Genomic DNA, 11,781 nt, shown 5'->3' with positions numbered 1-11,781 from the left:
GTTCCGCATCGTCAACGCCCCGGGATGATCTTCGTGGCGCCGACGACCGACTGCGCCAGCCCGGTGACCGGCAGCCCGGCCGGCGCGACGTCACTCGCCCGGTTCAGCAGGTCGCCGTCGCGGTACGCCTCGGCCGAGGGCGTGACGGGCGGCGCCGTCGGGGCGGGCGCCGGCTGGTCGGGGTCCAGGTCGGAGCTCTGTCCGGTACCGACGGGCAGGCCGCCCGGCAGGCCGCCCGGCAGCGGCAGCACGGGCGCCGCCAGGGCGGGCACCGCGGTCCCGATCGTGGCCGCGGCGGCGAGCAGGAGCCCGCCGATCGCGACGCGTGTCGTCCTGTGGAGTGGCACGGTTGTGCACCCTTTCGATGGTTGAGCGGGGAGCGGACCACCGGCGCACGTTCGCCCGGCGCGCCGGGGAGCGCGTCGGGGCGGGGTGTGGCCGATGGCGGGTCCGGCACGTGCGTGCGTCGGGTCGGACGGCACGCCAGGGGGATGGCCGGGGGGGGCGGCGACGAGGCCGGGCGTCCCGGGCCGTGGGCGCATCGAGGTGCGCGCCGCCTACGTCAGACGAGGGCGGTGCGCAGGGATCGTGGCGGCCGGACGGCCGGGCCGGGCGGGTTCAGACGGTCGCCGGACACAGCGCGCTGGCCTGCCGACGAAGGTCGACATGCCGCCGGTAGGCGGCGAAACGGGCCGGAACGTGCATGCCGGAAGGATTGCCGCCGACCCGTTCGGGCGTCAAACAGACCCGGCCGCGGCAACGGCGGTAGCGCATGCATCCGCGCTGGTCCCAGACCTGCACAATCGTCCGGACATTGTTCTGAGCTGCAGCGATGAAGATCGACTTGTCCGCTCCTGCACCATGGCGAATCCGGCCGGTGATCACCGGATCGTGTGACACGAGGCCGGGAACCGCGCCGCCGACCCTGCGTCGACCTGGGGCGGGGTGAGCCGCGCGCGCACTCCCCCGAGCCGGGCACCGGCTCTGCACCGCACGTGAGGATGACGGTGGGTGACGAATCGGCCGGCCGCCTGCGCCCGGGGAGCGACCGGACATTTACCGCGACGCCCCGATCCCCTCGCGCGCAACCTCATTGCTGTCTTTCCGGCCCCGCGACGACCATGAGGTTGCGCTCCACGACCCCCAGTTCCGGGCGCCCTGACGACGACAGTGACGTGGCGCCCGACGAACCGCCCGCCCGACGAACCGCCCGCCCGACCGGGCGCCCACCGGAGCGGCCGAACACCCGCGCGCAACCCCACTGCTCCCCCACCGCCCGTCGACGACAGTGAGGTTGCGCCAGACGAACCCACGGCAGCCGGCGCCCACCCGGGCGGCCACCGCGCCCCGGAGCGTCTGGACACCCGCGCGCAACCTCATTGCTGTCCGGGGCCCACCCGAACGACCATGGGTTGCGCGCGGAGGGGTAGGACGGATGGATGGACGACGTTCTCGGTGAGCTCGTGGCCCGCGAACCGCTGTTCCACCGGACCGAGTTCGGCACCACCCGCGCCGACCTGGAGGCGATGACCGCCCCGGACTACTGGGAGGTCGGAGCGTCGGGGCGGGTGCACGACCGGGCGTTCGTCGTGGACGTGCTGCTGCAGCGGTACGCGGCCGACGAGCCAGATCCGTGGTCGGCCGAGGGGTTCGCCTGCCGTCCGCTCGGCCCCGGCACCTACCTGCTGACCTACACGCTCACCCAGGGCACGCGGGTGACCCGGCGCGCGACCGTGTGGGAACGCACCGACGCCGGGTCGGGCTGGCGGGCGCTGTACCACCAGGGCACGGTCGTCACGGACTGACGAGGGCCTGCAGGTCGGCGGCGGTGCGGGTGCCGGGCTGCTCGCGCGCGGCGGCCATCTCCTCGGCGACGCGCAGCAGCATCGCGTTGACGGGCGTCGCGATCCCGTGCCGCTGCCCCAGGGCGACGATCTCCCCGTTGAGGTATCGCGCCTCGATGCTGCCGGTGCCGCGGCGCAGGCTCTGCCAGGACGAGCCGCCGCCGCGTTCGTGCCCGGCGACGTCGTGGGGCTGGACGAGGTCGGCGCGCCGGACGTCGTCCTCGTGCTCGCCGGCGACGGCGATCCCGGCGGCGGCGAGGCAACGTTCGCCCTCGTCGCGGGCGGCGGCGTGGAGCTCCAGGACGCCGGGGGTGCGGTTGCCGCAGGCGGCCTCGGCGGCGTTGCCCAGGTTGGACATGAGCTTGCGGTACTTCCAGCGCATCACGTCGGGCACCGAGTGGCTGCTGAACCCGGCGGCGGTGAGGTCGGCGGCGACGGTGCGGGTCAGGTCGGTCTCGCCGTCGGGGTAGCGGCCGAGGTCGAGGATGCCGGGGTACGGGCGCATGTAGGCGGCGACGCGGCCCGGGTCGAGGTGGGCGGCCATGAGCACGACGAGCATGGCGAGCACGTCGGGGAAGCGGGCGGCGGCCCAGCGTTCCCCGGCGACGCCGTTCTGCGCGCACAGAACGGTCGCGCCGGGGGCGAGGGCGTGGGCCTCGTCGAGGACGGGTCGGGCGTCCTGGAGCTTCGTGGCCATGACGAGGAGGTCGTCGTCGGTGAGGCGGGCGTCGGTGACGGACGCGGCGGCGGGTACGTGCAGGGTGCGGACGCGGTCGGGTTCGGCGAGGACGAGCCCGTCGCGGCGCAGGGCGTCGAGGTGGGCGCCGCGGGCGACGAGGACGACGTCACGGCCGGCCTCGAGAAGCCGCCCGCCGATGGTGCCGCCGATCGCGCCGGCGCCGACGACGACGTATCGCGGGCTCATCCGTGCAGGTACCACCAGGCGATGTCGGCGGTGCGGCGGCCTGTGTTGCGCCAGGTGTGGGGGCGGTCGGCGGGGAACTGTAGGGAGTCGCCGCGTTCGAGGCGGTAGACCTCGCCGGCGATGTCGACGGTGAGGCTGCCGTCGACGACGAGCACGAGCTCCTCACCGGACCGCACGGAGCGGGCGTCGCCGCTGCTGCCGCCGGGTTCGATGCGGGCCCAGACGGCGCCGGCGCGCAGGCGTTCGCTGGGGACGGCGATGGCGCCGGCGTCGACGCCCTCGGCGGAGGGGGCCCAGTCGGCGGGGGCGACGGGGCGGTCCGCGGCGCGCAGGTGCACGCCGACGGGTCCGGCCCATTCGGCGTCGTCGACGAAGAAGCCGATGGGCCTGCCGAGGGCGGCGGCGAGCTTGAGCAGGGTGGTGATGGTGGGGACCATGTCGCCGCGCTCGACCTTGTGGATGGCGGCGGCGGACACCTCGGAGCGGGCGGCGAGCTGTTGGAGGGACAGGCCGTGCAGTTGGCGGACCTCGCGGACCTTGGGCCCGATGGCGCCGACGATCGTCTCCCAGCCGGCGGCGCGGGGCGGTTCCCCGGTGACGTCGGTGTTCTCGGGGACGGCGGGGTCAGCGGCCTTCGACGCGGCCTTGGACGTGCCGTTCGACGTGGCCTTCGAGGCTGCGCGTCGTCGCGGTGTGGTGGCCATGGCGTCGTCGCCTGCTTCCTCGCGTCCCCCGAACCGGCAGCGCCGGTCCCAATCACCCGATCGTGTCGACCACGGTGGCACACCGGTCTGGACGCGTCCACCGAGCCGGACCGGGCGCCGGGTCGGGCCCGAGCCTCCCACCTGGGTGTCCGGTGTGGGCCGCGGGTTTGGTCACACCATGCCCTGTCTGGTCGCCGTGTACACGATCTCGGTCCGGCGGCGGACGTCGAGTTTCTCGCGCAGGTTGCGGACGTGGAACTTGACGGTGGCCTCGGAGATGAGCAGCCGCACGGCGATCTCGCGGTTGCTCATGCCGACGGCGAGCAGCTTGAGGACCTGGTTCTCACGCTCGGTGAGCATCTGGCCGCGGGGTCGGCCGCCGCCGTCCTCGTCGCGCAGCACGTCGACGACGACGGACGTGGTGCGCGAGTCGAACACGCTCTCGCCGCGCAGCAGCGACCGGACCGCGCGCACGATCTCGGACGTCTCGACGCCCTTGTGCAGGTAGCCGTGGACCCCGCTGCGCACGGTGCGGAGCATGACGTCGCGATCGCGGCAGTTGGTGAGGACGAGCACGCGGACGCCCCGCCGGCGCTGCAGGAGGGTGCGCGACCTCGACGCCGACGCGTTCGGCGCCACCGGCGCCGGCGCCGCTGCCGAGCTCGATGTCGATGATGACGAGGTCCGGGCGGCAGCGGTCGGCGATGAGCAGTGCGTCGCGGGCGGTGCCGGCCTCGCCGACGACGGCCAGGTCGGGTTCGGCGGCGAACAGCTGCCGGAGGCCGAAGCGGACGATCCCTTCCCCGTCGACGACGAGGATGCGCGCGGTGCGCTGCGCGACGGTGTCGTCGCGGTCGGTCCCACGTGCCGTCCCGGGCCTCGCGAGTACGGCGTCGACGGTCATCGGCGGTGCCTCCTCAGACATCTGGTCGGGGCGCCGTGACGTGCCCGACGCCCTGCTCCCCGCAAGGTAGCGAGGGCCACGTTGCGTGTTCGTTGCACTGACCACTAGGGGAGGTCGCCCCCTCGCTTGCCTGCGCCGATGCGGGTGGGCGATGATGCGTCGGGGGTCCGGCGTACCGCGCGGCACCACCACCGCGTACCGCCCGTCGACAATGCGGGAAGGGGGCACGTGCCGAGTCCGCGATCCGCGCACTGCGACGTCAACGATCCGGTGGCGCGTGCCCGTGCCCTGTCCGAGGTGTTCGACGACGTGATGGCCGCGGGTGGCCCGGCCTCGGCCAGGGGTGGCGACGGTCCGGCGCCCCGGCCGATCATCTCGGCGTCGTGGCAGCGGAGCCTGGCCGCGCACGTCGATCCGGAGAAGCCCAACCCGCCGCTGGTCTTCAGCTCCGACGACCTGCCGACGTTGCGCGCCGATCACCCGCTGAACTCGGTGATGCCGTTGCTGCGCAACACGCTGGTCAGCATCGCCGACGAGGCGATGCACGTGATGCTGGTGACCGACGCCGAGGGCCACATCCTGTGGCGCGACGGCGCGTCGCGGCTGCTCGTCGAGGCCGACCGGGTGGGTCTCTATCCGGGTACGCAGGTCAGCGAGGAGTCGATCGGCACGAACGCGATGGGCACGACGCTGGCCGTCGACGTGCCGGTCCAGATCCATTCGGCGGAGCACCTGGTGCGCGCCTTCCACGCGTGGACGTGCGTCGCGGCCCCGGTGCACGACCCCGACACGGGGGCGATCCTGGGCGCGATCGACATCAGCGGTCCGTTGCACACGGCGCATCCGGCGCTGGTCCAGCTGGTGGCGACGACGGCGACGCTCGCGGAGAACCAGCTGCGGGTGCGGGTCGCGATCGCCGACGAGCAGCTGCGGATGCGCAACATGCCGCACCTGGCGAGCCTGCGGGGCGCGCCGGGCGCGTTGGTGACGCCGACGGGCCGGATCATCGCGGGCGAGCCGTACGGGCGGTGGCCCGAGCGGGTCGCGATCACGGAGGGCTCCGACCGGGTGGTGCTGTCGGACGGCCGGGAGATGCAGGTCGAGCCGTTGGCGGAGGGGTTCCTGCTGCGGGCGACGACGGCGCCGACACGGCCGGCGCCGCGCACGGCGTTGTCGATGCGGTTCATGGGCGACGGGTCGCCGCGGCTGACCCGCGACGGTCGGCCGGTGCCGTTGACGTTGCGTCCGGCCGAGGTGTTGACGGTGCTGGCGCTCCACCCGGACGGGGTGTCGGGCGAGCGGCTGGCCCAGCTGCTCTACGGCGAGGACGGGAACCCGACGACGGTGCGCGGTGAGATCCGCCGGCTGCGGGCGCTGATCGGGTCCGATGTGTTGCGGACGCGCCCGTACCGGTTGGACGCGACGGTGGACAGCGACTTCGGCGCGGTGCGCGCGGCGCTGCAGGCGGGCCGGGTGGAGGCGGCGTTGGCGGCGTGCGGGGGCACGTTGTTGCCGCGGTCGGACGCTCCGGAGATCCGGGACCTGCGCGACGAGCTGGAGGCGGGGCTGCGCCGGGCGGTGCTCGACACCGACGACCCGGACCTGCTGCACACCTTCGCCGGTCATCCGCTGGGCCGCGACGACCTCGAGCTGCACGATCGGCTCGTCGCCCTGCTGCCGCCGGGCGACACGAGGCTCGCGGCGGTGGCGATGCGCCGGGCGCGGCTGTTGCGCGACTGAGCCGCGCGGGTCAGCTCGGCGGCAGCTCGGTGCGCCAGCGCTGGTTGTAGCGCTCCTTCTCGGCTTCCCGCTCGTCGGCCTTGTCGGCGTCGCGGGTGCCTGCGGCGGTGCCGAGCGGCCATCCGGCCTTGACCGCGCGGTGTTCGGCGGTCTCGTACATGTAGGCGACGGAGTAGAAGAAGCCGAGGATGAGCCCGGACAGGACGGCGAGTGCGCGCACCCAGACCGGTCCGGGGATGAAGACGAACAGCAGGATGGCGATGGGCGCGATCTGCACGCTGGTGCGTGCGAGGTGGCGCAGCTGCCAGGTGCGGGTGCTGACGTCGTGGAGCACCCAGTCCTTGTACTCGGCGGGCAGGCCGGCACCGAAGACGTAGAGGAGCCAGCGCAGGGGGCCCGGACGGCGCGATGTGCTCATTTCTCACCCCAATGATTGGTGTACAAAACAAGAGTACGCTGGCCGACGTGACCCAGGTACACGGGAGTGACCGAACCGACGGCGCCGTCTCCTCGGCGGCCGCCGAGGAACCTGTCGACCTGCTGAAGCTCGACCGGCAGGTCTGCTTCGCGCTGGCGGTCGCGGCACGCAACGTCATCGCGCTCTACCGCCCGGTGCTCGAGCCGATGGGCCTGACACACCCGCAGTACCTGGTCATGCTCGCACTGTGGGAACGCACACCGCTGTCGGTGAAGGAACTCGCCGGCCTGCTCGCGCTCGACCCGGGGACGCTGTCACCCTTGCTCAAACGACTGGAGGCGGCGGGGCTCGTCGTGCGCCGCCGCTCGGCCGAGGACGAACGTGTGCTGGCCGTCAGCCTCACCGAGGAAGGCGCCGCACTGCGCGCACAGGCCGAGCAGGTGCCTCCCGCGATCATCGCCCGGCTCGGCATGCCGCTGTCGACGCTGGAGTCCTTGCACACCTCGCTGACCTCGGTGATCGCCGCCGCACGCCCCTGACCGACGCCGTCGCGGCATGCCGGTCGACCGAGTCGGGGGTGACCCGTGACACCCTGCCCGCGTATCCAATAGTGTGCGCAGGTCTACTATGTGACGCGGCTGGACCGGACCGACAGGACGCCACGCGCGGGCCGCAGCCGTGATCGACACCCGGGCGTCGGGCGCCGGGCTTGCGTCAGAAAGGTGTGGTGTGCATGGACAGCGTTGCCGACATCGGTGGTGCCACCGGTTGGGGGAAGGTGGACCCTCCCACCCCGCAGGACAAGGACGCCGTGTTCCACGAGCCCTGGGAGGGCCGCGCGTTCGCGCTGACCCTGCTCACGATGGGCCGGGTGTCCGGGCAGAACCTCGACGCCTTCCGCTACGCCCTGGGCCGGCTCGACGCGAAGTCCTACTTCGACGACGACTACTACGGCCGTTGGCTCAACGCCTCCGAGCTGATGCTGGTGGAGTCCGGGATCATCGCCCCCGGCGCCGTCGACGCCCGCGCCCGCAAGAACGCGGGTGAGTCGGTCGAGGAGCCGGGCATCCCCGAGGAGAACAAGCCCGACTACGCGGCCACCGCCGCGGGCTCGCTCCGCCAGGTCGACGAGGCCCCGCGCTTCGCCGTCGGCGACACCGTCACCACGCTCACCGCCGTCGAGTCCGACGCCAACAAGCTGCCCCTCTACGTCCGCGGCCGCACCGGCGTCGTCGAGTCCATCCAGCCGGCGCACGTGTTCCCGGAGACCCACGCGCGCTTCCTGGGTGAGAAGCCGCAGCACGTGTACTCGGTGCGGTTCACCTCCACCGAGCTCTACGGCCCCGACGCCGAGAAGTTCGACCTCACCATCGAGATCTTCGACGACTACCTGCAGGAGAAGGCGTGAGCACCGCCCTGAACCCCGACGAGCACCTCGACGGCTCCGGCAACCGCATCAGCCCGGCGCTGCGCACCGAGGCCCTCGAGCAGCTCCTCACCGAGCGCGGCCTCGTCGACCCCACCGTGATGGACAAGTTCATCGCGACCTACGAGACCGCCGTCGGCCCCCTCAACGGGGCCAAGGTCGTCGCCAAGGCCTGGACCGACCCGGAGTACAAGGCCCGGCTGCTCGCCGAGGGCACCTCCGCCATCAAGGAGCTCGGCTTCGCCGGCCCGCAGGGCGAGCACATCGTCGTCGTCGAGAACACCGACAGCGTGCACAACGTCGTCGTCTGCACCCTCTGCTCCTGCTACCCGTGGCCGGTTCTCGGACTGCCCCCGGCCTGGTACAAGGACCCCGCCTACCGTGCCCGCGTCGTGCGCGAGCCCCGCAAGGTCCTCTCGGAGATGGGCTGCGAGCTCGGCGACGACGTCGAGATCATCGTGCGCGACTCCTCCGCCGAGGTCCGCTGGCTGGTCCTGCCGCAGCGGCCGGCCGGCACCGAGGACCTCTCCGAGGAGCAGCTCGTCGAGCTCGTCACCCGCGACGCCATGGTGGGCGTCGCACACATCAGCGCTCCCTGACACCGATCCCCCGACGCGAAAGCGGACAACGATGAGTGCGGCCCCGAACCTGATCGACCTGGACTCCGTCGAGACGTCGGCACCTCCACGCGCGAACGGCGAACTGGTGTTCGCCGAGCCGTGGGAGTCCCGCGCGTTCGGAATGGCGCTGACCCTGCACGACTCGGGCCTGTTCGCCTGGCCGCAGTTCCAGGCCGCTCTCATCGCCCGTATCGCCGCGTGGGAGAACCACCACCCCGAGGGTGAGTGCTTCTCGTACTACACGCAGTGGCTCGGCGCGCTCGAGGACGTCCTCGCCGGCGACGGCACCGTCTTCACCGACGAGATCGCGCAGCGGGCCGAGGAGCTGGCGGCCCGTCCCGCGGGTCACGACCACCGCGACGACGAGCACGGCCACGGGCACGGGCACGGCCACGGGCACTGACCGCCCGCCCCGGCATCGTCCACGAACGACGGCCGCATCCTTCGGGATGCGGCCGTCGTTCGTCACCGCACGTGATTCGGACCTCCTTTCCACCGGGTCTTTTCGACTGTCACCCCGTGCAATTCCCCGACGATTTCCGTGGCTGCCCCGATATCGCGACCCATCTCCTGAATCCGCAGGCCGGGACAGGTCACGGACCGATCCCGAGGGCCGATCGGAGTCGTGAGTCCGAGTAGAGTCCACACAGTGACGACGGGCCTGCGCATTCGCTTGCTCGGCCCCTTCACGGTCGAGGGACCCACTGCGGGTCCCGTCCCCACCGGGAAGGCGCGGAGGGCACTGGCCGTGCTCGCCGAACGTCGCGGCGAGTTCGTGTCGGTCGGCACCCTCGTCGACGCGCTGTGGGACAACGACGAGCCCCCGGAACGGGCCGACCGCAACATCGCCGCTCTCGTCAGCAGGCTCCGCAAGGCCATCGGCAAGGAACGCATCGACGGATCGGCCGCCGGGTACCGCCTCGTCGCCGACGACGTCGCCGTCGACCTCCACGAGGCCGTCGAGCTCGTCGAGACCGCGGAGTTCGAGCTGTCGCACGGCCGCAGCGCACTGGCCTCGACGAGCGCCGAGCACGCCGCCAAGCTCCTCGACGCCGACGTCCCCCTCGCGGGCGAGCACGACGGCCCCTGGGTCGACACCCTGCGCCGGTCGGTCAAGCGGCTGCTGCGCCGCGCCCGGATCTGCTGGAGCGCCGCCGCCATCGAGCTCGGCGCCTACGACGCCGCGGTCGAGATCGCGGCCACCGCGCTGCGCGACGACCCGTTCGACGAGGAGGCCTGCCGCACTGTCATGCTCGGCCACCAGCGGGCGGGCCGGTCGAGCGCCGCGCTCGTGGCCTACCGGACGCTGCGCATGGCCATGTCGGAGCACCTGGGCAGCGATCCCTCCCCCGCGACGCAGGCCCTGTTCCTGTCGGTGCTGCGCTCGGAGAGCCCCAACGCCGTCGACCACCCGTCGCGGCAGCCGCACGTCGGTGTGCCCGACCGGGTCGAACCCGTCGTCGGCCGCGACGCCGAGCTGGCGACGCTGCGCGAGCTGTGGGAGGGCGCCGCCGCGGGCAGGCCGGCGCTGACCGTCGTCACCGGCGAGGCCGGCATCGGCAAGAGCGCGCTGGTCACCGCGTTCGCGGCGGAGCCACGCCGCACCGGCGGGCTCGTGCTGCGGGTCGACTGCTTCGAGGCCGAGCGTTCGCTGTACCTGCAGCCGCTCGTCGAGGCGATCCGTACCGTCGTGCACCGGATGGCACCGGCGGACGTGCGCGAGCTGGCGGGCAGCCGGATCGGCACGCTCGCCGAGCTGGTCCCCGAGCTGATCGGGGTCGTCGGCGAGACGCCCTACACCCGCGCGGCGCCCGAGCTGGAACACCGGCGCAGCCTCGACGCGCTGGCCGGGTTCATCGTGCGGCTCTCGGCCCGCCAGCCGGTGCTGCTGATCATCGAGGACATGCAGTACGCCGGCACCCCGACCCTCGAGGCCCTGCACCTGCTGGCCGGGCACTGGGAGGGCAGCCGCGCGATGGTCGTGCTGACCGAGCGCACCTCCGAGGACCAGCCCGTCACCGACATCCTGCGCGACGTCGCGCAGCGCATCGACCTCGGCCCGCTCACCCGCGCCGACGTGGACGTGCTCGTGGAGCGGGCCGGCACCGGGCACGACCCCGACCAGCTGCTGTCGTGGACGGGTGGCTCCCCGCTGTTCCTCACCGAGCTGCTGCGCCAGCCGCCACCGTCGTCCTCACGCGGCGGGGTGCCGGTACCGCCGACGCTGCAGGACGCGGTGGCCGAACGCATCGAGCACGCGGGCGAGCCCGTGGCGCTGCTGCTCGCGCAGGGCGCCGTGCTGGGCATGGCCTTCTCCCTCGACGACGTGGCCGAGCTCAGCGGGCTCGACGTCGAGGACTGCGCGCGGCGGGCCGGCCGGGCGCTGCGCGCGGGGCTGATCGTCACCCAGGGCGAGAGCTTCCGGTTCAGCAACGACATCGTGCGGCAGGTCGCCTACGCGTCGATGCCCGAGCCGGTCCGCATCTCGCGGCACCGGCGGGCGGCGCGGATGCTGCGCAGCCGTCCCGAGGCCGCGGCGCGCCACCTCGCCGAGGCCCGCGACTGGTCCGGCGCCGTCACGGCGTGGCTCTCCGCGGCGCACGTCGCCAACCTCGGCTTCGCCCACATCGACGCCGAGCAGCTCATCTCCCAGGCCGTGGAGGCGGCGCGGACCGTCGGTCAGCCGGTGCCGCTGGCGGAGGCGTTGATGCGCCGCGGCCGGGCCCGCGGCGACCTCAGCCGCTACGACGACGCCCGCGCCGACCTCGACGAGGCGCTGGCCCTGGCCCGCGACGTGGGCGACTCCGAGCTGGAGGCCCGCGTCCTCGAACAGCTGGGCTGGACGGCGCTCTACGCCCGTGACGCGATGGCCGCGGTCGACCTCGCCGAGCAGGCCACCGACCTCGCCGAGAGCGCCGCCGCCGCCCCCGGGGCGCTCCCGAGCGCGACGCTGCTGCTGGGCCGGGTGCGGCACTGGGACGGGGACTACGAGGGTGCGGGCCAGGCCTACGAGCGTGTGCTGGGGTCCGACCCGGGCGACCCGACGACCGCCGTCGCCCTGGCCTACCGGGGGGCGCTGCTCCAGCACCTCGACCGCTTCACCGAGGCCAAGACCGTCCTCGCCCGCGCCGCCGCCCTCTGCCGCCGCACCGGCGAGTTCCGCCCCCTGCTCCAGACCCTCTTCTTCACCGCCCTCGCCC

General features: G+C 73.3%; 14 protein-coding genes. 8 read left to right on the top strand and 6 right to left on the bottom strand.

What is annotated here, in order from left to right; translation table 11 throughout:
- Positions 1 to 11: 11 nt before the first annotated feature.
- Both AB7F12_RS08825 and AB7F12_RS08820 read right to left on the bottom strand, forming a co-directional pair.
- Entirely contained in the window at positions 12 to 347 is a 336-nt protein-coding gene (locus tag AB7F12_RS08825) for a hypothetical protein (RefSeq protein ID WP_428502183.1), read from the bottom strand.
- A 271-nt stretch (positions 348 to 618) separates the two neighbouring features.
- Complete coding sequence (locus AB7F12_RS08820; RefSeq protein ID WP_428502184.1) at positions 619 to 900, bottom strand: hypothetical protein; 282 nt, start codon at positions 898 to 900, stop codon at positions 619 to 621.
- 539 nt (positions 901 to 1,439) lie between these two features.
- On the opposite strand from AB7F12_RS08820, the gene AB7F12_RS08815 reads away from it, so the two are divergent.
- The gene (locus AB7F12_RS08815) at positions 1,440 to 1,805 is read left to right on the top strand and encodes a DUF4440 domain-containing protein (protein ID WP_428502185.1); all 366 of its coding nucleotides are present in this window, start codon (positions 1,440 to 1,442) and stop codon (positions 1,803 to 1,805) included.
- On the opposite strand, the gene AB7F12_RS08810 is transcribed toward AB7F12_RS08815, so the two are convergent.
- From AB7F12_RS08810 to AB7F12_RS08800, 3 genes are all read right to left on the bottom strand, one after another.
- Positions 1,795 to 2,769, bottom strand: a complete 975-nt coding sequence (locus tag AB7F12_RS08810) for a ketopantoate reductase family protein (protein ID WP_428502186.1) — start codon at positions 2,767 to 2,769, stop codon at positions 1,795 to 1,797. The genes AB7F12_RS08815 and AB7F12_RS08810 overlap by 11 nt on opposite strands.
- Positions 2,766 to 3,473: a helix-turn-helix domain-containing protein gene (locus AB7F12_RS08805; RefSeq protein WP_428502187.1), complete on the bottom strand. Its 708-nt coding sequence runs from the start codon at positions 3,471 to 3,473 to the stop codon at positions 2,766 to 2,768. Before AB7F12_RS08805 ends, AB7F12_RS08810 begins: the two co-directional genes overlap by 4 nt.
- A 171-nt stretch (positions 3,474 to 3,644) precedes the next feature.
- A complete protein-coding gene (locus AB7F12_RS08800) occupies positions 3,645 to 4,013 on the bottom strand; it encodes a response regulator transcription factor (RefSeq protein ID WP_428502188.1) in 369 nt (122 codons plus the stop codon).
- A gap of 64 nt (positions 4,014 to 4,077) precedes the next feature.
- Here AB7F12_RS08800 and AB7F12_RS08795 point away from each other — a divergent pair, with 64 nt between their 5' ends.
- Together AB7F12_RS08795 and AB7F12_RS08790 are read left to right on the top strand one after the other, a co-directional pair.
- Positions 4,078 to 4,416, top strand: a complete 339-nt coding sequence (locus tag AB7F12_RS08795) for a hypothetical protein (protein ID WP_428502189.1) — start codon at positions 4,078 to 4,080, stop codon at positions 4,414 to 4,416.
- A gap of 273 nt (positions 4,417 to 4,689) precedes the next feature.
- A complete protein-coding gene (locus tag AB7F12_RS08790; RefSeq protein WP_428502195.1) occupies positions 4,690 to 6,117 on the top strand; it encodes a GAF domain-containing protein in 1,428 nt (475 codons plus the stop codon).
- Positions 6,118 to 6,127: 10 nt separating this feature from the next.
- Here AB7F12_RS08790 and AB7F12_RS08785 read toward each other — a convergent pair whose 3' ends face one another.
- The gene (locus AB7F12_RS08785) at positions 6,128 to 6,535 is read right to left on the bottom strand and encodes a DUF5313 family protein (protein ID WP_428502190.1); all 408 of its coding nucleotides are present in this window, start codon (positions 6,533 to 6,535) and stop codon (positions 6,128 to 6,130) included.
- Positions 6,536 to 6,654: 119 nt separating this feature from the next.
- On the opposite strand from AB7F12_RS08785, the gene AB7F12_RS08780 reads away from it, so the two are divergent.
- The 5 genes from AB7F12_RS08780 to AB7F12_RS08760 all read left to right on the top strand — a co-directional run.
- Positions 6,655 to 7,074: a MarR family winged helix-turn-helix transcriptional regulator gene (locus AB7F12_RS08780; RefSeq protein ID WP_428502197.1), complete on the top strand. Its 420-nt coding sequence runs from the start codon at positions 6,655 to 6,657 to the stop codon at positions 7,072 to 7,074.
- Between the two features lie 194 nt (positions 7,075 to 7,268).
- Positions 7,269 to 7,943, top strand: a complete 675-nt coding sequence (nthB, locus tag AB7F12_RS08775) for a nitrile hydratase subunit beta (protein WP_428502191.1) — start codon at positions 7,269 to 7,271, stop codon at positions 7,941 to 7,943.
- Positions 7,940 to 8,560, top strand: coding sequence for a nitrile hydratase subunit alpha (gene nthA, locus AB7F12_RS08770; RefSeq protein ID WP_428502192.1), 621 nt, complete (start codon positions 7,940 to 7,942; stop codon positions 8,558 to 8,560). The genes nthB and nthA overlap by 4 nt, the downstream gene beginning before the upstream one ends.
- A gap of 31 nt (positions 8,561 to 8,591) precedes the next feature.
- Complete coding sequence (locus tag AB7F12_RS08765) at positions 8,592 to 8,984, top strand: nitrile hydratase accessory protein (RefSeq protein ID WP_428502193.1); 393 nt, start codon at positions 8,592 to 8,594, stop codon at positions 8,982 to 8,984.
- 246 nt (positions 8,985 to 9,230) lie between these two features.
- A partial coding sequence (locus AB7F12_RS08760; protein WP_428502194.1) for an ATP-binding protein occupies positions 9,231 to 11,781 on the top strand: 2,551 nt, incomplete at its 3' end.

The organism is Pseudonocardia sp., assembly GCF_050250275.1.
GTDB lineage: Bacteria > Actinomycetota > Actinomycetes > Mycobacteriales > Pseudonocardiaceae > Pseudonocardia.
The sequence above is the reverse complement of the archived record's forward strand: the minus strand, read 5'-3'. Positions and strand labels throughout refer to the sequence as shown.